The following is a 22,915-nucleotide window of genomic DNA, read 5'->3' as shown; positions in this document are numbered from 1 at the left end:
TGCCAATAGTTATGACTATACCGGTAAAAGCGATGAGTATATCCGATAAGCCATCACCAGCTTTACTGTATCAACGAAGGAAACTGTAACGAACCGGGAGGACACAGAGTGTTTGAGTGTGGAAGTTTCAGAATCATATACTGTGAAGCTACTTAGAGGAAGCTATACTATTGCCGATCGGTTAGATGTTCATGCATCTGCCGATCTTTTTTAAACTTTAATAGTTGTTTGCTCAATATTAATTTCATTGTTATCTGAAGCAACTATTGAAATTATTAATGACCCTGATGTTTGAAGCAATAGCACAGAGCCAATGACGTCTTAATAAAACTACGATTTTAAAGAGAACGGAGATTTATTTTAATATGAATTTTAAAAAAGCTGCAGTCATATTTTCATTTGCTTTTCCAATTATTTCAGCTATATTAATACTTAATTTTTTGACTGGGATTATATCAATGGCGTGGCAAGGAATGCCGGTATTGTTCCCTTTATTACTCTCACCTATAGGGATAATGATGGCATTAGTTTCAATAAAGACAAATAAACGGTGGGCTATATGGGGAATCATCTTAAATTCAGTTTTGTTTCTATTCCCTTTCTTTTGGTTTATAGGTGGAACTTTGTTATTCGGAGTCTAATTTTTAAAATGACGTGAAAATCGATGAAGATTTTGAACAATTCAATAACGGTTAAAAAGGATACATGGTAGGGGGTGCTGAATTGAGCCTCAATCAAAAGACGTTAAACAGTTATGTTTATACGCTGGTATTCTCAAGTTTGTCATATGGTCTAGTCTTTGGCTTGTATATGTTTGTTTATTCAGATTTTATGGCGATCGCATTAATCACAATAGGTATCATTGCATTCTACTCTTTTATCACTTACTTAATATTTGCTTTTCCTTTACAATTATTACTAAGAAGAAATCCCAGAAAGTTCAGTTTGATCCATTTTTTAATTTATACTGCAGTAGCTTTTCTAGCTGTGTTCGTGTTCTGGTTTATTGATTATCCGCCTAGTGCTCTTACAGTGTTCAGGAGCTTACATTATTACATAATGAGCATTGCTGCTGCGTTAATTTATTGGTTCTGGGATTCCATATGCCTGCAGAAGTAGTTTATCTGCAATTTAAATCATGTATTTCACAACGTTCACAACAAGTATAAAAGCCGCTGATCCGAACAACAAATACGCAGACCTTGTTTGTTTCTTTGAAAGTGTCTCCACTCCCATTAAAACAAAGAGAAGTGCAACCAATACTTGGAGAGAAAACAAGAGGAATGCACTTTGATGATATAAGGAATACACGCATAGGATTAAAGCTACACATGAGATCAAAATTTTTGAAGCTTTAAGCAAAGAACCACTCCTAGGAAGTTTTGTTAAACCATAACACGATATGAGCTTTTAGTGGGAGAGGCAAAGGGGTCATGATAAAAGAAGTGTTTTATTTAAAATTGGGGGGTTTAACTTGAACATTTTTATTTGGATTGCCATGTTTATAGCTATTTTTGGCGGCTCTTATGCAGGTTACAAAAGGAATAAAAAGAAAGAACTTAAACAGGAAAAGTAAATGATATAAGTTTATGGAAATGGACTGTGAGATTCTTAAAGAGTATTAAGTTAAATGCTCTTTTCCATTCCACATCTCCGGCATTCAAGTAAGAATACACCGCTCTTTACAGAGGCTTTTGAATAAAACTAATCGCCTTTGTTGAGGGTAAGGAGTATTTATTTGTATAGGAATAGAGTGGAAAGAGGATGGTGAGTCAAAAAGCATGGCAGCTGAGAGGGTTTGTAGAGTGGGCTGCTATACTTGTAAACCTGTATCAAAAGCGGTTTAATAATGGAACGGATTTAAAAAGGGGTGAAAAGCCATCAAAACATTAGTTGTGTTATCCAGTTTTATGGGAATTGTGTTATCAATGATTGGACAAATATTTGGAATCCTAACCGATTTCTTTATTCCAGGCATTGCTCGGTTTATAGGGGTATTAGCGGGTATTCTAGTGTTACTTAGTTTGAAGTCAAGAAATACAGAAATACAGGCTTTTATAGTAGGTTCAAGTACTGCGTTAGGAATAATGGGATCAGGAATTTTATATGTTCCAGCTGCGATTATCAATGTCTTCATTAGTTTCAAGCTAAACAAAAAGTTAAAAGAAGAGAACGTAAAGGAGCAGATCTGAATAGACTGCTTTTTTTAGGGCTACCATGGAAAATTGCAGGAATAAAATAATATTTTTATTCAAAGTGAGGTTTAGATTCAAAATTTTACAGGCTTCTTAGATATTAAACAAAATGGTATGAGGTACGATCATTACTTTGTCAGGTTTTTTTGAAGAGAATCATCAGGATATTTGAGAAACTGAGTGTATAAAAAAAGAAGGCGATCATCACCATTTGCTGCAGGGTGATTTAAATTTTCTGAAAAAGCATTGAAAAAGTGAATAGGATTATATAATATGAAGTCAAGTTAGTTTGTCCAATCAACAAACTAATGAAGGGTGCTTGTTTAGTTTCATAAGAAAACTAAGTATAAAGGGGGGAATGAGAGGCTCGATCCAATTGGAGCTAAACAATATATAACACGAAAGAGTGAATCTTTAAATTCTTTCCCAGTATACGAGATATTACGAAAAAATGATTTATTGCTTGCTGATACAGACCATTTTGTACGATGAAAAATGCTCTTTGAAATTAAACCACTTTGTGTTTTTTGAAAGCGCTTTAATAAAACGCTTTCCGGCCGATGTGATTGAGAAATTTTTAAACCATTTCATACTGTTCCTTATTTAAGGATCGAAAAGGGAGGAAAAGTCATGATCAGTGAAAATTTAAGGAAGATTAGCATGACTGAAAAAGTTGGTTATGCTTCTGGAGATTTTGCATGTAATTTAATTTATGCAACGGTGTCTACTTATCTTTTGTTCTTCTACACCGATGTATTTGGTTTATCGGCTGCAGCAGCCGGCACCATGTTCTTAGTGGTTAGAATCATTGACGCTCTCGCTGATCCTTTTATTGGAACAATAGTAGACAGAACAAATAGCAAATTTGGACGCTTTCGACCGTATCTTTTATTTGGAGCTTTCCCATTTGTAGTACTTGCAATACTCTGTTTTACAACTCCAGATTTCTCAGATATGGGGAAATTAATATATGCCTATATTACCTATGTTGGCTTGTCGCTTACATACACAACCATAAACGTTCCATATGGCGCGTTAACTTCTGCAATGACCAGAAATAATCAAGAAGTTGTTAGTATAACATCTGTTCGTATGTTATTTGCGAATCTTGGGGGACTTGTCGTTGCATTTTTTGTTCCCTTATTGGCTGCTTATTTAAGCGATACTTCCGGCAACGAATCTCTTGGCTGGCAGCTAACCATGGGTATTTTGGGAATGATAGGCGGGTGCCTTTTAATCTTTTGTTTTAAAAGCACAAAAGAGCGTGTCACTCTTCAAAAGTCTGAGGAGAAAATTAAATTATCGGATATATTTGAGCAATTTCATGTGAATCGTCCACTTGTTGTATTAAGCATTTTCTTTATTATTATTTTTGGAGTGAATTCAATAAGTAATTCAGTTGGCATCTATTACGTGACATATAACTTAGGAAGAGAGGATTTAGTGAAGTGGTACGGTTTGATTGGAAGTTTGCCTGCTTTGGTCATTTTACCGTTTATTCCAAGGCTTCACCAATTATTGGGGAAGAAAAAACTACTAAACTATGCATTATTACTGAATATTCTCGGCCTCTTAGCTTTACTATTTGTTCCGTCAAGTAATGTATATCTTATCCTCTTCTTTCGATTAATTGCTGCTGCTGGAAGTATCACCGCCGGGGGATATATGTGGGCGCTCATTCCTGAAACAATAGAATATGGAGAGTATAGGACTGGGAAAAGAATGGGTGGGCTCATTTATGCTATTATCGGATTTTTCTTTAAATTCGGTATGGCACTGGGAGGGATTGTTCCTGGATTGGTTCTAGATAAGTTTGGATACGTGGCAAATCAAACACAAACCCCGGAGGCATTAACGGGAATTTTAATTACAGCAACTATCATTCCAGTATTCTTGCTGGTTCTAGCCATGATTGATATTAATTTCTATAATTTAGATGAAGAGAAATACAAAAAAATGGTACGAGAATTAGAGAATAGAGATAAAGTTTATTTGGATAATATCGAGGAATTCAAGGCTTAAATAAAAGAAAATGGCTGAGGAGGAGTTCAAATGAAGATTATTAATCCAGTACTTAAAGGATTCAATCCCGATCCAAGTATTTGTAAGGTAGGAGAGGATTATTATATCGCTGTCTCTACATTTGAGTGGTTTCCAGGTGTCCAGATACACCATTCAAAAGATTTAGTGAATTGGCGTTTAGTCGCACATCCGTTACAGAGAGTTTCACAATTAGACATGAAAGGAAACCCTAATTCAGGCGGGGTTTGGGCGCCATGTTTAAGTTATAGTGACGGAAAGTTTTGGCTGATCTATACGGATGTTAAGGTAGTAGAGGGCGCTTGGAAAGATTGTCATAATTATTTAGTTACTTGTGAAACGGTCAATGGTGATTGGGGGGACCCAATCAAATTAAATAGCTCAGGATTTGATGCTTCTTTGTTCCATGATACGGATGGAAAAAAATATTTATTAAATATGTTATGGGATCAGCGTATTGACCGGCATTCATTTGGAGGAATTGTTATACAGGAATATTCTGATGAGGAGAAAAAATTAATTGGTAAACCGAAAGTTATTTTTAAAGGAACAGATAGAAAACTAACAGAAGCTCCGCACCTTTATCATATCGGGAACTATTATTATTTATTAACTGCAGAAGGAGGAACACGGTTTGAACACGCTGCAACAATGGCCCGCTCTACAAATATTGAAGGCCCATATGAAGTTCATCCCGATAATCCAATCTTAACGTCATGGCATGATCCTGGAAATCCATTGCAAAAATGTGGTCATGCATCCATTGTTCAAACACATACAGGTGAGTGGTATTTAGCTCATTTAACGGGACGTCCTATTCATCCTGACGATGATTCAATTTATCAGCAGAGAGGATATTGTCCTTTAGGCAGAGAAACTGCTATTCAAAAACTCTATTGGAAAGATGAATGGCCTTATGTAGTAGGTGGAAAAGAAGGAAGCTTGGAGGTAGAAGCACCTTCTATACCCGAAACAATGTTTGAAGCAACGTACCCGGAAGTTGATGAATTTGAGGATTCAACATTAAATATAAATTTTCAAACTTTAAGGATTCCTTTTACGAATGAATTAGGTTCATTGACTAAGGTGCCAAATCATTTACGATTATACGGTCATGAATCATTAACCTCGACATTTACTCAGGCATTTGTAGCCAGACGTTGGCAAAGTCTCCATTTTGAAGCGGAAACTGCTGTAGAGTTTTACCCGGAGAATTTTCAACAAGCCGCTGGATTGGTGAACTATTACAATACTGAGAACTGGACGGCTCTTCAAGTCACGCATGATGAAGAACTTGGCCGTATTCTTGAATTAACAATATGTGATAACTTTTCTTTTTCACAACCATTAAAAAATAAAATTGCTATTCCTCGAGAAGTAAAGTATGTATATTTAAGAGTAAATATTGAAAAGGAAAAGTATTATTATTTCTATTCTTTTAACAACGAAGATTGGCTCAAAATTGACATTGCATTGGAATCGAAAAAATTATCTGATGACTACATCCGTGGGGGAGGGTTCTTCACAGGAGCCTTTGTAGGGATGCAATGTCAAGATACAAGTGGTAATCATATTCCGGCCGACTTTAGATATTTTCGCTATAAAGAAAAATAATTGTTGCATGAAAAAAGGAGACTTCTATTTTAGAACTCCTTTTTTCATATTAGAAGGTGTCATAATAAATATGCCTTCAGAAATACTCCTATTCAGCATTAAAATAACAAAACAAAAAAGCTCATCTAAAGATGAGCTAGAACATAGGGATTTGACATTTAATCATAAATTACATTGTAATCATATCTAGAAAATGATCAATAACAATGGAGGACATTCCTAATGCTGGCGCATTTTTTCCTAAGAAAGAAGGTAATAATTCATAGCTATTGCCTAATTGGGAATAAACCCTGGACGACACTTCGCTTCTAATTGAATTAAGTACCATAGGATGCGATTCAATTATGCTGTTTCTTAAAATGATGGCTTGTGGATTGAATGTATTTAGAATATTGGTAAGGCCTACTCCTAAATAAAATCCAAAAGTCTGTAATGCATTTAAAGTGCCGATATCATTCAGATGGGCGAGGTCTATGATCTCTTGATAGGACACTTTTTTCTCTTTAGTCTGAAGAGATTTTAATAAAGCCTTCTCTGAAGCATACAATTCCCAGCAACCCCGATTTCCGCAACTGCATTTAGGACCATTAAAGTCTATTGTCATATGTCCCATTTCTCCGGAGAATCCGCTTATCCCTCTATATAAATCATTATTGATAATAACACCAATCCCTATCCCTGTACTGATACTTGCATATATAATGTTATCGTGATTTTTTGCAGCACCAAATACTTTTTCTCCATATGCGCCGGCATTTGCCTCATTTTCAATAAAAACGGGCACATTGAACTTCTCTTGTATGAAAGATTTTAAGTCAATATCTCTCCAGTTGGAGTTCGGAGTGAAAACAATTTTTTGATTTTTATCAACTAGTCCAGGCACGCATATGCCTATACCAATAAGCCTGTACGGAGATTGTGGCATATGCGTAATAAAGTGATGAATCATATCAATTAAAATATCTTTGGTTATTTCTGGAGAATTCGATTCCAAATGGTGGTGTTGATCAAGAACGATCGTTCCTTCAAGGTCTGTTAAAATGCCATTAATATAATCCACACCAACATCTATTCCTATGGAGTATCCCGCCTTTTTATTAAAAACAAGCATGACAGGTCTTCTTCCGCCACTTGATTGTCCTTGACCGATTTCAAATACAAGATTTTCTTTCATCAGCGTGTTTACCTGTGATGAAACAGTTGATTTATTTAATCCGGTCTTTTCAGATAATTTTGCTCTTGAAATAGGTGAATTCTTAAGTATTTCTTTTAATAATAGCTTTTGATTTACTTTTTTGACAAAGGTTTGATCAGCGATATCCACTTCATCCACTCCAATAGTATAAACTTTATATTAAGTTACATGTTTTCGGTTTCAGTATGAGACATAGTACATAGCTAATTTACCTTTATTATATCTAATGTGTTCATGAAAAACTTAAAAAAATATTGAAAATACTGATGAGGTTATATAAAATTAAAATAAGTTAGTTTGTTCGAGCAACAAACTAATATGCAACTTACTTACATTATGAAATAAAAATGCTGAATTGTATGATCATGTTTTGAATTTATTTTTAAGGGGGAAATAAGATGGCTCAAACTCATTCTAGTTCAGTCAACTATTTTGGAAGCGTAAACAAAGTGGTTTACGAAGGGAAAGATTCCACTAATCCTTTAGCATTTAAATATTATAATTCTGAAGAAGTAATCGGCGGAAAAACGATGAAAGAGCATTTGCGATTTTCTATTGCCTATTGGCACACATTTACCGCTGACGGCACAGACGTTTTTGGGGCAGCTACGATGCAAAGACCATGGGATCACTATAAAGGAATGGATCTGGCGAAGGCGAGAGTAGAAGCAGCTTTTGAGATGTTTGAAAAACTGGATGCACCATTTTTTGCTTTTCATGACCGAGATGTTGCGCCAGAAGGAAATACGTTAAAAGAAACAAATCAAAATTTAGATATCATCGTGGGCATGATTAAAGATTACATGAGCAATAGCAACGTTAAGCTATTATGGAATACTGCAAACATGTTTACGAATCCCCGTTTTGTCCATGGTGCCGCAACTTCCTGCAATGCAGATGTGTTTGCGTATGCTGCAGCACAAGTAAAAAAAGGGTTAGAAACAGCAAAAGAGCTTGGCGCCGAGAACTATGTATTTTGGGGCGGCCGTGAAGGATATGACACATTGTTAAATACCGATTTAAAATTGGAACTTGATAATTTGGCGAGATTCATGCATATGGCAGTGGATTATGCGAAGGAAATCGGATATACAGGACAGTTTTTGATTGAACCAAAACCAAAAGAGCCGACCACTCATCAATATGATACAGATGCAGCAACAACCATTGCCTTTTTAAAGCAATATGGCTTAGACAATCATTTTAAATTAAATCTCGAAGCCAATCATGCCACATTAGCCGGGCATACATTTGAACATGAATTACGGATGGCAAGAGTACACGGTCTTCTTGGCTCTGTTGACGCGAATCAGGGTGATCCTCTTTTAGGCTGGGATACAGATGAATTTCCAACAGATTTATATTCTACGACATTAGCAATGTACGAAATCCTGCAAAATGGCGGCCTTGGAAGCGGCGGATTAAACTTCGACGCGAAGGTTAGAAGATCTTCTTTTGAGCCTGATGATCTAATATATTCCCATGTTGCGGGGATGGATGCATTTGCAAGAGGATTGAGAGTAGCCCATAAATTGATCGAAGATCGTGTGTTTGATGATGTGATTCAACATCGTTATCGCAGCTTTACTGAAGGAATTGGTCTTGAAATTACAGAAGGAAGAGCTAATTTCCATACTCTTGAGCAATATGCGCTTAATAATAAATCAATTCAAAACGAATCAGGAAGACAAGAGCGATTAAAAGCTATATTGAACCAATACATTTTAGAAGTATAACAGATAAAGAGAATCACGATAAAAAGGTATGATACCCAAGTTACCTGAGGCTGCCCGTCATGATTTCTTACCTTTTGCTTATTGTTATGACGGGTACTTTCTATATTTGGGCTTTATTTTAAGTGAGTGGTTTTTATAAGGGTAAGGGGTGAAAAAATGAAGTATGTTATTGGAGTAGATCTTGGAACGAGTGCTGTTAAAACGATTTTAGTCAATCAAAACGGCAAGGTTTGTGCAGAAACGTCGAAGAGTTATCCGCTCATTCAAGAGAAGGCAGGGTATAGTGAGCAAAATCCCGAAGACTGGGTGCAGCAAACAATTGATGCATTGGCTGAATTGGTTTCCATATCCAACGTTCAAGCCAAGGATATTGACGGGATAAGCTATTCAGGACAAATGCATGGGTTAGTCCTGCTTGACCAAGACTTAAAGGTGTTGCGTCATGCAATTCTTTGGAATGACACCAGAACGACGCCTCAATGTATTTGGATGACTGAAAATTTCGGCGATTATCTGCTTGATATCACAAAAAACCGAGTTTTAGAAGGGTTTACATTACCTAAAATTTTATGGGTGAAGGAACATGAGCCTGAACTTTTTAAAAGAACAGCTGTTTTTTTGCTTCCGAAAGACTATGTGAGATTTCGTATGACTGGTGCCATTCACACCGAATACTCCGATGCAGCAGGAACGTTGCTTTTACATATTACTCGCAAGGAGTGGAGCGATGATATTTGCAATCGATTTGGTATTTCTGCAGATATTTGTCCTCCGCTTGTTGAATCTCATGATTGTGTAGGATCGCTGCTTCCGCACGTTGCGGCGGAGACAGGGCTATTGGAAAAAACAAAAGTGTACGCCGGGGGAGCTGATAATGCTTGCGGTGCTATTGGAGCGGGTATTCTTTCTTCCGAAAAAACACTATGCAGTATTGGGACGTCAGGGGTCATACTTTCCCACGAAGAAGACAAAGAAAGAGACTTTAAAGGGAAAGTGCACTTTTTTAATCATGGAAAAAAGGATTCTTTTTATACAATGGGAGTCACACTCGCTGCAGGGTACAGCTTGGACTGGTTTAAAAGAACGTTTGCACCAAACGAATCGTTTGAGCAATTATTGCAGGGAGTGGAATCTATTCCGATAGGAGCCAATGGACTGCTATACACTCCTTATTTGGTTGGTGAAAGAACGCCACATGCTGATTCTTCTATTCGGGGAAGCTTGATCGGAATGGATGGAGCCCACAAAAGAGAGCATTTCCTGAGGGCAATAATGGAAGGCATCACATTCTCTTTACATGAATCAATTGAGCTATTCCGCGAAGCCGGAAAATCAGTAAATACTGTTATTTCTATTGGTGGGGGAGCTAAAAATGAAACGTGGCTGCAAATGCAAGCTGATATTTTCAATGCGAGCGTGATTAAGTTAGAAAATGAACAAGGCCCAGCCATGGGGGCTGCTATGCTAGCTGCCTTTGGAAGTGGGTGGTTTGAATCCCTTGAAGAATGTGCAGAGCAGTTTATTCACAAGGCTTCTACATTTTATCCCAAGGAACAAAATGTTCAACAATATAAAACGCTATTCGATTTATATAAGAAAATTTACACTCACACTAAGGATCTCAATACAGCTTTGAAGAGCTTTCGAACAAACTAATGATTAGTGAGGGCCGGTAAGCGTTTATTTTTTCCAGGAGATCAATGAAAGAACAATTAACGACTCATCATGCTCATAAGCCCCTTTAATCACATAACTACAGCTGCATCATAGAAGTTGGGTTTATATATCTGTTAACAAAATTGAAAGCGGTATCAAAAAATCATTTAATGCAATTCTATTGATAATCAAAAGACACAAAGCTATTACATTACCAAGCTAAATTTTTAGGGGGATAGCATAGCAGAAGAATATTATAACTACTAGGCTGCTTTCTTTTGAAAGGTGGTGAGGGACAAACATTACGGTAAGACTCAAATATAATCTAATCAAACAGGAGGTATACCAAATGAAACAAAAAAGAATGAAGTTTTTTTTAGCGGTTTTATTTAGTCTAGTGCTGACATTACCTGCATGGTCCGCACAGGCGGCAACTACAATCACCTCAAATCAAACTGGCTCCCAAGATGGCTATGACTATGAATTGTGGAAGGATTATGGGAACACAAGTATGACGCTCAATAGCGGCGGCGCGTTTAGTGCCCAGTGGAGTAACATTGGGAATGCTTTATTTAGAAAAGGCAAGAAATTCGATACCACCAAGACTCACTCACAACTTGGAAACATATCAATTCGTTACAACGCAACCTTCAATCCGGGAGGAAATTCTTATCTATGTGTTTATGGATGGACGAAAGATCCACTCGTAGAATATTATATCGTCGATAATTGGGGCACCTATAGACCGACCGGAATACCAAAGGGTACTTTTACTGTTGATGGAGGGACATATGACATTTATGAGACCACTCGAATCAACCAACCCTCCATTATAGGCATCGCGACTTTTAAACAATATTGGAGTGTCCGACAGACAAAACGCACGAGCGGAACCGTATCTGTCAGCGAACACTTCAAGAAGTGGGAAAGCTTAGGAATGCCAATGGGTAAAATGTATGAAACCGCGCTTACGGTAGAGGGATATCAAAGTAATGGCAGTGCTAATGTAACTACGAATGTACTGACTATTGGCGGTAAGCAATAAATCATCCTGATTTGGTAACCGTTCAAACTCTTGATTTACGATCAAATCGGAAGTATTGTCTATTCACAAAAAACCCCTCACAGTCATGTGAAGGGTTTTTTAAAATTAGCTATACTATCCTAATTGTTGTTTCTCTAGTATTCAACAACATCAATGTCCGTCATGAAAAAGCAATATCAAATCTATCTAAAGGAGTCGCTAAAAGGGATATAAAAACGGAGGATTTAAGTGATACGATTCACTCCATACGCCGTTCGTATTCCGGATTCAATCGCTCCTTGCATCCATCCATGAGTAAGTGAGGCATGTTCTCCAGCGAAATGTATTTTCCCTTCAGGGGTAGGGATATATGGATACAGCTGTAATTCCTGTCCTGGTTCGAAAGCTGTGAACCCTCCGGCTGAATAAGGGTTGAGGGTCCAGCTAAAAGAAGCGCCGGTCACAAACTCTGACCACACTATATCACCATATATTTCTGATAAATTCATTAAAGTATAGCGGAGGCGCTCTCCCTCTGAAAGACTGTCCCATATCAGCGCCTCATCCGCCCATGTGTAACTCGCTACAATAACAGCATGACCATTCGAGCCAATGTCAATGCTGGGATAATATGAAAATCTTATCGGAAGATCAGTGATCGATTTGCCGCCGCGCTGCCCAGCTTTTTCCCAAAAACGACTCTTAAACTCTATTCCGATTTTTGTTGCGGCAATATAGTTGAGTTCACGAATGGCCCGCCGTTTATAATAAGAAAATGAATCATATGGTTCGACTTGGACAAAACGCAATGTTGAAAATGGGATGGTTATGATAGCGAGATCGCCTGTCACTTCCAAATGGTTTGCTGTCTGTTGATGAATGCAGTTGATCGTAACATTGTTTTGATTTTGAGATATTTTCACCATTTTATGATGGAAGACAATATGTTCTTTTAATTGGGGAAGAAATGCTTGAGGAAGCCGATCCATGCCGCCTGTTATTTCATAGAAGCGAGTTGGCGACGTATAGAAGATGGATTCCCGTAACACTTCAACAAGGGACATCCCCATATATGCTTCCATATCCAACAGTACGCCGATCATATCGATTGCACCGTTTGAAAAATAAGTATTCAAGTAAGATGCTAACGAATGGTTTCTGTACTGTGCTTCAACAACCCGCCAATTTCTCGCGGGATCTACAGAAATAAAATTGAGGATAGGCTGCAATACAGAAAGCATCAGCTCTTCGGCCGTTTTTCCTTGTTCATTTTCTGCAACTGGGTATCTTAAGATACCCGGATTGCTTTCAAAATGATGAAGACGTGTTTGAATGCCATTGGCGTAAATGATGTCCATTGGAGTTCTGTTCAAAAATACATTGGTTGGCAGGCTGAATTTTTTTATATATTCCCAGGTTAGAGTATGGCTCTCCGGAATGCGCATTGGTCCAACATTGAAATACAGCCCGGCACTGAAGGGAGATCGCAACGTGCAAACTCTGCCCCCGACTCTATCACTCGCTTCCAGAATCGTCACTTTATGTCCTGCGTTCTTCAGTAAAGATGCAGAAACAAGCCCAGCCAACCCGGCGCCAACGATAATAATGTGCTTTGGGTACTGTGATGAGTTAAGACCATTTCTAATAATCGCAATCATGTCTTCGTTCTTTAGTGGAGCATTCATTTATGTGAGGCACCCTCTTTTTTGATTTATTGCATTATATTCATTCAAAAGGGTGTCTATCACGAACTATATCCTTTTTTCACTTGTGTTTTTCAGTGGAGTGCTGCTTAACACAGCCTTTAAATCCTCTGGCATTCACATAACCGTTTTTACTCCAAATAGAACGTTTTTTCGTTTGTGCCTCCTGTTCATCTTTTCTAAACTGGTCTATGTATTTCGTATTTGGCTCATAAACATATGCTACTCTGGCTAATCCTTCTTTTAACAGTGTTTCTTGAACAGACTTGCCATCGACATAAACGTAAGCTAACAGCCTTCCGAATTTATCTCTGCGCTCTCCTTTATCAAATTCTAATTGCAGCTTGCCGCCACTAACCAATTCTTTGTTTCGTTTAGATGCATCCTCGCCATATGGCTGAACACATGAATTTGGCTTTTTAGTCTCTGGAGTATCAATGAGCAAGTAGCGAACCGTGTCAATATTGCCATTATAGCTGACTTTGATCGTATCTCCGTCAACAGGCCTTTCTAACACAGCATCCACCAAGCCTTTTTTTGCTTCAGGTTGAGAATTCTTGGCAACTGGCTGTTTAAGATCTGAATTGCTTTTTTCAGCAGTATCATTTAATCCGCAGGCTGCCAACGAAAAACTCAAAGCTAATAGACTAAAGCCTAACATTGCTTTCTTCAATTCCATTTCACCTTCTAGAATTTATGTTCTGTTTCTAAGTCAATCAATCAACATTCATTATACTGATATCGCTATTTATTGTGAATGTAATTGATCTTAACACGTACAAGCTCTTGATCAATATTCAAATATCACAAAAAGGTTTCGAAACCATAACATAATAGAAATAGAACATGTTCAGCTGAATTGCCTGAAATTATTCGAAGCATAAGGGAGGGCTTTTTATTATGCGTTCAAAATTAAAGATACCGGAAACTTATATTGGGTAAGCTAATAAAAAAGAAAGAAGGAGATACGAAGTGAAGAAGCACTTACTTTCCTTATGTGTTTTAATATTTGCATTGATTTTTGTTCAAACAAAGACTCAAGCTCTGACATTTACAGAGTTGCCAATTAAACAAAAAACAGAGCAATGGTCAGTCGAGATAACCGAAGCAAAAAATGCAAAGGAATTAGCGAGTCCAAAAAAGGGGGAATATCACGTCTATTCAATGGACATCCAAAACATAGGGGAAGCCGCAGCTACAGTAGATGTACAATTGTATAGAAATGATCCTGATTCAACCACGAGGTTTTCACTTTTTGGCTGTCCCAACGAAAATTGTGTGAGACAGAAGGAGGATTTAATAAGCTTAGCCGAAAGTTTAAACGATGGTACCCCGCTGAAGTTTACACATTTTATGGTGGCTGAAAAGGCATCTGAATTGGAGGTTGTTATTATTTGGACACAAAAAGGAAAAGAAGGACGCCAATTAAAACAAACCTTAACATTCAGTTAGAAAAGGTTAATTAGACAATATAGTGACCTACATAGGAGCTTGAGCATTAAAGCTGTTTGAATGTTGTTTCCATTTGGGTTAACAGGCAGATAACCAACACCTGATCAGTCTTAAGGCAGATATAGATGCGCTGCGCGAATCACATTTGCTGAGAACCACCAAGAAAGTCTAATATAGCTGCAAAATTGAAAAGATAATTATTGGGCTGCTTGAAAAGCAGCTCTTTTTATATTCATTTTCAAGTAACATTTTAATCATTTGTTCTACTAATTAAAATGAAGAAAGCGAGGGAAAACATGACAAGCAAGAATAAAATCAAAATAATACTAATCATTACAGTTCCATTATTGATTTGTTTAGTAACGTTCTTTGCCATGATAGCAGGAGACAAAGTGAAATATGAGGGAAGCAGCAGGAACGGATTGTGGGTTTCTACCATTGAAAAATCAGATAAAACTTCGATTGGGCCTAATTACTTCTTGAATTTATATTGGCAGGGGAATAAGAAAGAAGCGAAAAGAACCATTGTTGAAAAAATCACATTGTACATAGATGGTAAAAAGTATGATGACAGAGAGAATTATGATTTATCAGAGTACACAGGTGAAGAAATGCCTGGCGGAGGACAAAAGGAAGACCACATTGCTACGTTTGATTTTATGCCTGAAGATGAAGTAATCGGACATGATGTAGTTGTTAAGGTGGAGTGGAAGACTGGAAAGGAGAAACATACAGATCAAATGAGATTACAAGAGAAACCATGGTATAAAAGATAAATCTGCAATGGCGAGTTTAGGGATGAAACGTCCAACATATAGGTTTGCTTTCAAAAACATCTGATTGATAAGTACATGTCAGGATAGAGGCATGTTTTTATCCAAGTAAAATAAAAACATGCAAGTTTAGCTCCTTCCTTGTACATAAGATGCTTACATTTCTTTTAAATGCTCGTAAAGCAATCTAAAGCAAACAGTACCAGATATCAAAGGTACTGCAAACAAAATAATCACTGCTGTGATCTCCCAGCCGTTAAAGAAATCGTGGTTTTTAATGAATACCTGTCCTTCTATAATGATAAAAGCTACGATTCCTGTTAATACTAAAAAGCATGAAAACAGAATGATCCGTGCTTTTGTTTTTAGCTTTTTAAACTCATCTTTAAAATAAATGAAAACGAGAACGAAAGAGCAAAAGGATGCTGCAGTGCTTATTACATCAATATTTTTCGTGACTTTCTCAAAGATGACACATAAGATGAAAAGAAAAAATGCTAAGTTATTAGACAAAAAATCGCTCCTTATTTTATGGCTACCCAAAAAGTTTACAAGTTTTTCACAAAAGGCACAATGCGATGTCAGTAAATGAGTCTATTGGTCAACTAAATAGTTAATTTATCATATTGTACCATGTACTAAATATTCAATTGTTTTTTGTGTGCAGGCACTAGGGAATGATTTGTAACGGAAAGGTAAAGCTGAATTGAAGGGAGTTTACCGTGTACATCTGTTCTGCAAATCTATAAATTTGTCCTGTCGTTACGGGGTGCAACACTTTTGTGTCACGTTATTATAAAGATATAAACCAAAAAGGGAGAGATAAATGCATAAAATCGCGATACTGGTCTTAGCGTTCTTTGCTTTTATTTCAGGCTGCAATGATAAGGAAGAAAAGAAAATAAAAACGCCAAAGATGCAGAACCTTGTTGGTTTTATCCTTATTAAGGATGAAAAGTCAGCCCTATTTCTTGAGGGCAAACATACTCCTGATAAAGAAGACTTTCAATTGTCTCAAGATAGACTAATAAAAAAATATAAAAGTCATGTTGTGATATTGTGATTAAGTCAAATTGAAAACAAAGAAGACCTTGTGACAGGTAAAAAAATGAAGGTGTGGTTCAACACTCTTAAAGAATCTGATCCTCCAAAAACAACAATTAAAAAATTTAAAAGGTTATAATAGTTGGCATCCCCACGTATGATTATTTCATAAAAAGCTCTCCAAACCATATATAACAATTTGAAGAGTAATAAATATAGCATGAAAAACAGCACTCACACGAAGACGTAGTGCTGTTTTAACGTTTGCAGAACATTGCATAAAAGGGTTATTTCCAGGCTGACAAATATTTCTTTCGATATTTGCTATCTTTCTCGAGCTCAATCAATTCCATTGCTACTTCCCTAATGTACTCATCTTTGTCTTCATCGTATAATTTTTTTAATCCTACAATCATATCGTAGCGAATCAATGTATAATGTTTTTCGTTTATTCCATTTTTAAAGCGATCAATAATATGAGTAAGCACCATTTCTTTTTGTTTTGGCCCAGCTAAGCCAACCTTCCAAATTGATTGTAAACTATGCCGAGCAGTTACAAATTTTGAATCCTTGGTCACTTCCCATAATGCTGGAAAGTCGCGCAGCATCCGTTTATCCGGATCACTGATTGCTAAACCAGCAAGAAACTGTGCTGCTCTCGCTCGCCTGTGGTTATCCGGATCGGTCAGCCATCCTATTAATTGGTCCCACACTTCATAAGCCCAGTCTACTTTCTCTTTTGTGGCGTTAATAATATTCTGAAAGGCTTCTAATTGCAGGCTTTTGTCCTTTGCTTCTAAATGTTCAAAATGAGATTTCATTATACTGTCCATTTTCGTATCACCTTAAAATGATTAGTTATGTTAATTATATCCTTTCACTTGCGATCTTCCAATAAACATCATTTCTCGTGCTAGTGATGGTTTTTGATTGAACAATTAATTGACACCTTTTCGATCATATTGTGTGCTTGAGGGAGTTACATGTCTTCATCAGAAAGTGATTCAATGTTTATAAAAGAATCGGATTTTTTTATATAACGACGGAAGAATACAAAACAGCCCGTATCCTAGTGCAGTACCTGACGTATTAAGGATTAAATCAACAACGTCAAAACTTCTATTAGAATTTCCTAAATACATAGAAATCGAAAGTTGCGTTAGTTCTATAAACAATGAGATAAAAAAACCAGTTAATAAAATTCGTTTTAGGTTCCTTAACTTGCAAATAAAAGAGGGAACAATAAGCCAACTGGCAGCAGTAAAATTAGATTTCCACCAAGAGATCTTATCACATAAAACTGCAAACCCAGATGATAAATATCTACAACGAAGCAAAACGGGATAAAGTTATTTCCATACAAAAATGGATGATAGGAATCGTTCCTCAAGTTCGCAATTAAATCAGATCTATAGGTAAAGGAAATATTGTAACACTTATCAGTTCAAAGAAGTAAACAAATAAACAAAAAATAACAAGGTCCTTATAAATGGCCATTCGTTCTTTCTTATATATAAATCGTTTCATAATTCTATAAAGAATAAAACAAATATAAAGTACAAACATCAATATCAAGAGAAAAGTTGAGTCAAGCATAAAAACACCACGATTTCTTTTTTGATCTGTTCTAACATAATTAGGAAAGAGATTGAGATTACAATATTAGAAGACTTTTATCTAGAATGCAATGTGTTTAATTGCTTTCAAAAAGGGGCGTTCTTTTAAAGAAAGCCTACTTTCGTATGGACAAACGCATTTGGCTGTGAGGCAAATACAATACAGTAAAACCAGAGGAACGAATGGAGGGTTCGATGTGTTTAGACAATATCCAGTTTGGTATACGCCTTACGATCTGAACTATCATGTGCCTCAACACCTAACAATCTCTTATGATCCACAACGATGTTATCAACGTTGCATGTATCAAACTGGCGGTAACTATGAGTTATGTGACAGATTATGTTATGGAGAAATACAAGTGTAAAAGAGGGGACTTTCTCCTCTTTTACACCACATAATAAAAACCAAAATTAAGAATCTGATAATAAAAAAAGGAATTGAATAGGGATAACTCTATTTGAATGATGAAAAAGTGAACCAGGTCGATGAGCTCCTCTTCATCATTTAAAAAAACGACTTCATCACGCATTCTTTGGAATCAAGACCAAAATGGCATTACACCATACGAAATTCAATGGTATGTATGTTAAGCAAGAGAAACTACATTGAGAAGTATGACCATAACGATGACATAATAGCTCTTGGGAACCGCTTTAATGTATTACTAATACAATGTAGTACAGCGCATGATGACTAAAGAAAACGGATAAGAGCTCGGTGTACATATCGTTACCCAATGGTGTTGTCATGTTTACACACGTCATATAGATAAATCTGTATTATGGATCAATCCTGTAGTGATTTCAACTTGAATTAACTATATAATACAAGCTTTCTTTTGAAACAGCAGTTTAGCGATGTGGAAAAACACTGATTTGTTAAAATAAATATATCGTCACTAAACCTCATTTCGAAAGGGGAATTTTTATGACCAAGGTAGCAATAGTTACTGGTTCCGCAGGCGGTTTAGGGAGAGGGATAGCAGAGAGGTTGTGCAAGGATGGTTTTAGTGTCGTTCTGCATGACATTAACGAGGAACTGCTGCATGCAACTGTTTCAGACTTCAAAGAAAATGGCTTTCATGTTATCGGAATAAAAGGGGATGTATCCAAGCGTGATGACCAATTCAATTTAGTTAAAGCAGCGGCAGATACATTTGGTCGTTTGGATGTGTTTGTAAACAATGCTGGCATTGAGGCAGTTTCTCCATTTTTAGAAATAACAGAAGACCAACTGAATCAATTGTTCAAGGTTAATGTCAATGGCGTTGTGTTTGGCACTCAAGCAGCTGCCGACCAATTCATTAAGCAAGAAACAAAAGGCAAAATCATTAACGCATGCAGTATAGCAGGGCACGAATCATTTGAAATGCTAGGAACATATTCCGCGACGAAGCATGCTGTGAAATCTTTTACTCATTCAGCTGCTAAAGAGTTAGCCACATATAAAATAACAGTAAACGCATATTGTCCTGGTGTTGCAAAAACAAAAATGTGGGATCGCATTGATGAAGAAATGGTTAAACATAGCGATGATTTCAAACCAGGAGAAGCATTTGAAAAATTCTCTTCAGACATTGCTCTCAAAAGATATCAAACACCTGAAGATGTGGCCAATTTAGTCTCATTTCTAGCTTCAGATGATGCAGATTACATTACCGGTCAAGCTATTTTAACTGATGGCGGCCTGGTTTATAGATGATAGAATTATAAAAGAATCCATTTTGGAGATGGATTCTTTTTGTTCGAGATGAATCAATAATGACTCCTGTTGTATAATGAGAAAAGCAATTGAGAGGTCCATGTATTCATGTAAGAAAATTGAATGGACATTTTGGTGAAAAAATATTTGGTACGTGAGAGCATGTTTAACTTGTTCAGGAAACAAGCAACATTATGACGCATGTGTGAGTTTTAGACACAAGCAAGACACACAATACATAGCCATAAAAGAGGGGCTTGACATTTTACGCAAGCCCCTCTTTATGTCAATAGCCAAAAACCAGTGTTGTACTTTGTGATCCGGCATATTTTGTGACAAATTCTTTTGTGTACTGCGGAGTTTGAACCCGGTAGCTGTAATTGAAGCCTGGATTCCACGTTGTCAACGGAGAGGATTGCCTGTTCAAGGACGGATAGCTTCCTGTATCCTTAAAGTAGCCGGTGCCCTTGTCATCAAGGATTCCTCCTTTTTCGCTGCCTTTTCCAAAATAATTGTATTCAGAGTATATTTTTGCCTTTGTCGCGATGGTAATCGCTTGGTTAAAATTGTTGCTGTAATTGTTTTTGACATGAAAGTAGCCATACCTCATCAGCCCAGGGCCTCTTACATACAAATTCTCAAAATAGTTGTTGGCGATGGTCATGTGCGGATAGCCGTCATATTGGTGCTGGGAATCATCAGGATATCCTAAAATCAAACCGTACTTATGATTTGCGAATTTTGAGTTGCTGATGGTGATATAATCAGCTGATTTACCGATATACAACAGCTTGTCCAGGTCACTTCCGCCAGCACTATAGCTGTGTCCTGAAAATGTCACATGGTCGATCCAATAGTTGAAGCCTGAATCTAGATAAAGCTGAATATCGTTATTTCCGTTAATCTGCGGGCTGTGTTCAAAGGTCAGATTTTGAAAGATGACGTTGCCGGATGAAGATGATGTTGTTAAATAAATATTTTTCAGCGTTTTTTTAGCGTACGAACCGACCAGTGTTTTATTTGAACCAATGGTTACCATTGTTTTTGAAGAAGCGGTTAGATCATTTTGAAGCACTAAAATTTTAGGTGTTGACCCGCTCAGATGGGTTTTTAAATCACTTAGATTTTGGATATAGACGATCTGACCGTTTTTTCCGCCGGTTGTGCTCGCTTTAGAGACTCCTTTTTCATTTTTTGCATTTCCGGCAAACCCTAAGATGCCATTCGTCGAAGTATTCGGAAAATCGACGGCGCCTAAAGCTTTTTCAGGCAAGAGAAGCAATAATAAACTTAACATGGCAAATAATAAAGAAAATCGTTTCAAAGCCACTCAGCTTCCTTTCAAATTTAAATAAATTGCATATGGATTATTATTACAGTTGGACAAAAGGAAGAATAGAGTCTATATTCCTGATCAAAACCGGGATTTTATATGTTTTTTGATGCAAATAAAAGAGTTACAAATGGAACCACACGAAAGGATTGATATACCATTGACTGTTGCAGCATATCGAAACATTTTGCTTTCTCTTCTTTGTTTAACAGCGGGAATCGTGGATGTGATCGGTTATTTAAGCCTAGGACACGTCTTCACGGCTAATATGACGGGAAATATCGTTTTATTGGGATTAGCGATCGGAAAATCTCTTCAAGTCACTGTTTTTCATTCTTTAACTGCGCTAATCGGTTTTATCGTGGGAGTAATTGTTTCCACGATCATTGTTGGAAAGGCAGAGAAAACATTTTGGCCATCCCCTGTAACAAAAGCGCTGGCAATTGAGGCATTCATTTTATTTGTTTTTGCTTGTCTTTCAATATCTTCTGCTTTCGTTCCCGTGTACATCCTTATTATCCTTTTGAGTATTGCCATGGGAATACAAACAATAGCAGCTAAACGACTGGGGATTGCAGGCATTTCTTCAACTGTTTTAACCGGAACATTGGCTTCTCTTTTAGAGGATCTTTCCGGCCGGTTGTTTTTCTCCAAACAGAATAAAACATTCTTAAGAGATGCTGTGTTAAGGGCGCTGGCCATCATATTATATTGTGTCGGGGCTATTATTGTAGCTTTTGCAGAGCCGCATTTTCATTACATCATTATTTGGGCTCCGATTGTGCTCATGTTAGGTATTATACTTACTGCTCTGATCAAGTTGCAAAAAGTAAAGTAAAATTTTCCCGCTTGTGGAAGCGGGGATGGGAATTTTTTGAGCTTATACACTATGAATGAAATAAGAATTTTGGTTCATATGTGCATCAGAACATAAGGATTGCATTGTCATATAAAGTGCACCCTTTGATATATATACAATAGTGAATTAGACATAAATCAATCTATGAATCTATGTCCTCTTTTAATCCACATTGATGAGTATTACAATGATAATGATTCTCATTTAAAGCTTGGATTAGGAGGATGTCTATGAAAAAGAAGATGAGTGCTGTAATTAGCGTAGTTATGCTGATGATCCTTTGCTTTTGCCCGCAAGCTTCAGCAGCCTATAACGACTTGCACGAAGGCTATGCAACCTATACCGGATCAGGCTATTCAGGAGGGGCTTTCCTTCTTGACCCAATCCCATCTGACATGGAGATTACGGCAATTAACCCAAAGGACCTGAATTACGGCGGTGTGAAAGCTGCTCTTGCCGGCTCTTATCTTGAAGTGGAAGGGCCAAAGGGGAAGACGGTCGTCTATGTTACCGATCTATACCCTGAGGGCGCCCCAGGAGCCCTTGATCTTTCACCAAATGCATTCAGCAAAATCGGTGCTATGAAAGATGGAAAAATTAAAATCAAATGGCGTGTGGTCAAAGCGCCAATCACTGGCAATTTCACATACCGGATTAAAGAAGGCAGCAGCCAGTGGTGGGCAGCAATTCAAGTCAGAAATCACAAGTATCCCGTTATGAAAATGGAATACTACAAAGACGGAAAGTGGATCAACATGGAGAAAACGGACTATAATCATTTCCTCAGCACCAATTTAGGAACGGGCTCTCTTAAAGTCAGAATCACTGACATTCGCGGAAAAGTTGTAAAAGACACGATTCCAAAGCTTCCTGAAAACGGAACATCTAAGTCATACACAGTTCCTGGGCATGTGCAGTTTCCTGAATAAAACAGGTTATAAGAAAAATCAGAAAATAAATTCATGAAAAG

Annotated in this window: 21 protein-coding genes and 1 pseudogene; 14 read left to right on the top strand and 8 right to left on the bottom strand. The window is 37.1% G+C overall.

Annotated features, from left to right (window positions below):
* The first annotated feature begins 365 nt into the window (after window positions 1–365).
* Window positions 366–641: a hypothetical protein gene (locus NSU16_RS10110; protein ID WP_326333434.1), complete on the top strand. Its 276-nt coding sequence runs from the start codon at window positions 366–368 to the stop codon at window positions 639–641.
* A gap of 82 nt (window positions 642–723) precedes the next feature.
* Window positions 724–1,119 carry a UPF0715 family protein gene (locus NSU16_RS10105; RefSeq protein ID WP_286058444.1) on the top strand — a complete coding sequence of 132 codons (396 nt, stop codon included), beginning with the start codon at window positions 724–726 and terminating at the stop codon, window positions 1,117–1,119.
* 12 nt (window positions 1,120–1,131) lie between these two features.
* Here the strand turns inward: NSU16_RS10105 and NSU16_RS10100 are convergent, their stop codons facing one another.
* Window positions 1,132–1,362, bottom strand: coding sequence for a hypothetical protein (locus NSU16_RS10100; RefSeq protein WP_061573089.1), 231 nt, complete (start codon window positions 1,360–1,362; stop codon window positions 1,132–1,134).
* A 548-nt stretch (window positions 1,363–1,910) separates the two neighbouring features.
* Here NSU16_RS10100 and NSU16_RS10095 point away from each other — a divergent pair.
* From NSU16_RS10095 to xynB, 3 genes are all read left to right on the top strand, one after another.
* Window positions 1,911–2,192, top strand: coding sequence for a permease (locus NSU16_RS10095; protein ID WP_339190701.1), 282 nt, complete (start codon window positions 1,911–1,913; stop codon window positions 2,190–2,192).
* Window positions 2,193–2,825: 633 nt separating this feature from the next.
* Entirely contained in the window at window positions 2,826–4,217 is a 1,392-nt protein-coding gene (locus NSU16_RS10090) for an MFS transporter (RefSeq protein WP_326192250.1), read from the top strand.
* A 30-nt stretch (window positions 4,218–4,247) separates the two neighbouring features.
* Entirely contained in the window at window positions 4,248–5,849 is a 1,602-nt protein-coding gene (gene xynB / locus NSU16_RS10085) for a xylan 1,4-beta-xylosidase (RefSeq protein ID WP_229147307.1), read from the top strand.
* Between the two features lie 169 nt (window positions 5,850–6,018).
* Here xynB and NSU16_RS10080 read toward each other — a convergent pair whose 3' ends face one another.
* The gene (locus NSU16_RS10080; protein ID WP_339192674.1) at window positions 6,019–7,173 is read right to left on the bottom strand and encodes a xylose repressor; all 1,155 of its coding nucleotides are present in this window, start codon (window positions 7,171–7,173) and stop codon (window positions 6,019–6,021) included.
* A gap of 269 nt (window positions 7,174–7,442) precedes the next feature.
* On the opposite strand from NSU16_RS10080, the gene xylA reads away from it, so the two are divergent.
* From xylA to NSU16_RS10065, 3 genes are all read left to right on the top strand, one after another.
* Window positions 7,443–8,780, top strand: a complete 1,338-nt coding sequence (xylA, locus tag NSU16_RS10075) for a xylose isomerase (protein WP_229147310.1) — start codon at window positions 7,443–7,445, stop codon at window positions 8,778–8,780.
* 156 nt (window positions 8,781–8,936) lie between these two features.
* Window positions 8,937–10,436 (top strand): xylulokinase, encoded by a 1,500-nt coding sequence (gene xylB / locus NSU16_RS10070; protein ID WP_339190699.1) that lies wholly within the window; start codon window positions 8,937–8,939, stop codon window positions 10,434–10,436.
* A 349-nt stretch (window positions 10,437–10,785) separates the two neighbouring features.
* Window positions 10,786–11,481 (top strand): glycoside hydrolase family 11 protein, encoded by a 696-nt coding sequence (locus tag NSU16_RS10065; protein ID WP_010334501.1) that lies wholly within the window; start codon window positions 10,786–10,788, stop codon window positions 11,479–11,481.
* 224 nt (window positions 11,482–11,705) lie between these two features.
* On the opposite strand, the gene NSU16_RS10060 is transcribed toward NSU16_RS10065, so the two are convergent.
* The gene (locus tag NSU16_RS10060; protein WP_339190696.1) at window positions 11,706–13,145 is read right to left on the bottom strand and encodes a flavin monoamine oxidase family protein; all 1,440 of its coding nucleotides are present in this window, start codon (window positions 13,143–13,145) and stop codon (window positions 11,706–11,708) included.
* Between the two features lie 94 nt (window positions 13,146–13,239).
* Window positions 13,240–13,836, bottom strand: a pseudogene (locus NSU16_RS10055) (thermonuclease family protein); the annotation flags it as partial.
* Window positions 13,837–14,135: 299 nt separating this feature from the next.
* Here NSU16_RS10055 and NSU16_RS10050 point away from each other — a divergent pair.
* The gene (locus NSU16_RS10050) at window positions 14,136–14,615 is read left to right on the top strand and encodes a hypothetical protein (RefSeq protein ID WP_168748008.1); all 480 of its coding nucleotides are present in this window, start codon (window positions 14,136–14,138) and stop codon (window positions 14,613–14,615) included.
* A gap of 296 nt (window positions 14,616–14,911) precedes the next feature.
* Window positions 14,912–15,391 (top strand): DUF4944 domain-containing protein, encoded by a 480-nt coding sequence (locus NSU16_RS10045; protein ID WP_268449681.1) that lies wholly within the window; start codon window positions 14,912–14,914, stop codon window positions 15,389–15,391.
* A gap of 153 nt (window positions 15,392–15,544) precedes the next feature.
* On the opposite strand, the gene NSU16_RS10040 is transcribed toward NSU16_RS10045, so the two are convergent.
* Window positions 15,545–15,901: a YoqO family protein gene (locus NSU16_RS10040; RefSeq protein ID WP_339190693.1), complete on the bottom strand. Its 357-nt coding sequence runs from the start codon at window positions 15,899–15,901 to the stop codon at window positions 15,545–15,547.
* Between the two features lie 313 nt (window positions 15,902–16,214).
* On the opposite strand from NSU16_RS10040, the gene NSU16_RS10035 reads away from it, so the two are divergent.
* Window positions 16,215–16,451, top strand: a complete 237-nt coding sequence (locus NSU16_RS10035) for a hypothetical protein (protein WP_339190690.1) — start codon at window positions 16,215–16,217, stop codon at window positions 16,449–16,451.
* A 268-nt stretch (window positions 16,452–16,719) separates the two neighbouring features.
* Here NSU16_RS10035 and NSU16_RS10030 read toward each other — a convergent pair whose 3' ends face one another.
* The gene (locus NSU16_RS10030) at window positions 16,720–17,265 is read right to left on the bottom strand and encodes a hypothetical protein (protein WP_339190687.1); all 546 of its coding nucleotides are present in this window, start codon (window positions 17,263–17,265) and stop codon (window positions 16,720–16,722) included.
* Between the two features lie 171 nt (window positions 17,266–17,436).
* The gene (locus NSU16_RS10025) at window positions 17,437–17,769 is read right to left on the bottom strand and encodes a VanZ family protein (RefSeq protein WP_339190685.1); all 333 of its coding nucleotides are present in this window, start codon (window positions 17,767–17,769) and stop codon (window positions 17,437–17,439) included.
* 1,210 nt (window positions 17,770–18,979) lie between these two features.
* On the opposite strand from NSU16_RS10025, the gene NSU16_RS10020 reads away from it, so the two are divergent.
* Window positions 18,980–19,753 carry an acetoin reductase gene (locus NSU16_RS10020; protein WP_268472544.1) on the top strand — a complete coding sequence of 258 codons (774 nt, stop codon included), beginning with the start codon at window positions 18,980–18,982 and terminating at the stop codon, window positions 19,751–19,753.
* A 286-nt stretch (window positions 19,754–20,039) separates the two neighbouring features.
* Here NSU16_RS10020 and NSU16_RS10015 read toward each other — a convergent pair whose 3' ends face one another.
* Entirely contained in the window at window positions 20,040–21,077 is a 1,038-nt protein-coding gene (locus tag NSU16_RS10015) for a pectate lyase (RefSeq protein ID WP_339190683.1), read from the bottom strand.
* Window positions 21,078–21,246: 169 nt separating this feature from the next.
* On the opposite strand from NSU16_RS10015, the gene NSU16_RS10010 reads away from it, so the two are divergent.
* Together NSU16_RS10010 and NSU16_RS10005 are read left to right on the top strand one after the other, a co-directional pair.
* Window positions 21,247–21,924 carry a YoaK family protein gene (locus NSU16_RS10010; protein ID WP_339192673.1) on the top strand — a complete coding sequence of 226 codons (678 nt, stop codon included), beginning with the start codon at window positions 21,247–21,249 and terminating at the stop codon, window positions 21,922–21,924.
* 251 nt (window positions 21,925–22,175) lie between these two features.
* Window positions 22,176–22,874, top strand: coding sequence for an expansin EXLX1 family cellulose-binding protein (locus NSU16_RS10005; protein WP_229147329.1), 699 nt, complete (start codon window positions 22,176–22,178; stop codon window positions 22,872–22,874).
* The last annotated feature ends 41 nt before the right edge of the window (window positions 22,875–22,915 follow it).

This window comes from Bacillus sp. FSL K6-1003, from assembly GCF_037964945.1.
Classification (GTDB): domain Bacteria; phylum Bacillota; class Bacilli; order Bacillales; family Bacillaceae; genus Bacillus; species Bacillus mojavensis.
This window is presented reverse-complemented; position numbering and strand designations above follow the sequence as displayed.

Excerpts from the sequence above, each read along its gene's own strand:
- xylB (WP_339190699.1), top strand. The coding sequence starts at position 8,937 with ATGAAGTATGTTATTGGAGTAGATCTTGGAACGAGTGCTGTTAAAACG.
- NSU16_RS10110 (WP_326333434.1), top strand. The coding sequence starts at position 366 with ATGAATTTTAAAAAAGCTGCAGTCATATTTTCATTTGCTTTTCCAATT.
- xylA (WP_229147310.1), top strand. The coding sequence starts at position 7,443 with ATGGCTCAAACTCATTCTAGTTCAGTCAACTATTTTGGAAGCGTAAAC.
- NSU16_RS10035 (WP_339190690.1), top strand. The coding sequence starts at position 16,215 with ATGCATAAAATCGCGATACTGGTCTTAGCGTTCTTTGCTTTTATTTCA.
- NSU16_RS10060 (WP_339190696.1), bottom strand. The coding sequence starts at position 13,145 with ATGAATGCTCCACTAAAGAACGAAGACATGATTGCGATTATTAGAAAT.
- NSU16_RS10090 (WP_326192250.1), top strand. The coding sequence starts at position 2,826 with ATGATCAGTGAAAATTTAAGGAAGATTAGCATGACTGAAAAAGTTGGT.
- NSU16_RS10005 (WP_229147329.1), top strand. The coding sequence starts at position 22,176 with ATGAAAAAGAAGATGAGTGCTGTAATTAGCGTAGTTATGCTGATGATC.
- NSU16_RS10065 (WP_010334501.1), top strand. The coding sequence starts at position 10,786 with ATGAAACAAAAAAGAATGAAGTTTTTTTTAGCGGTTTTATTTAGTCTA.
- xynB (WP_229147307.1), top strand. The coding sequence starts at position 4,248 with ATGAAGATTATTAATCCAGTACTTAAAGGATTCAATCCCGATCCAAGT.
- NSU16_RS10095 (WP_339190701.1), top strand. The coding sequence starts at position 1,911 with ATGGGAATTGTGTTATCAATGATTGGACAAATATTTGGAATCCTAACC.
- NSU16_RS10030 (WP_339190687.1), bottom strand. The coding sequence starts at position 17,265 with ATGGACAGTATAATGAAATCTCATTTTGAACATTTAGAAGCAAAGGAC.
- NSU16_RS10045 (WP_268449681.1), top strand. The coding sequence starts at position 14,912 with ATGACAAGCAAGAATAAAATCAAAATAATACTAATCATTACAGTTCCA.
- NSU16_RS10020 (WP_268472544.1), top strand. The coding sequence starts at position 18,980 with ATGACCAAGGTAGCAATAGTTACTGGTTCCGCAGGCGGTTTAGGGAGA.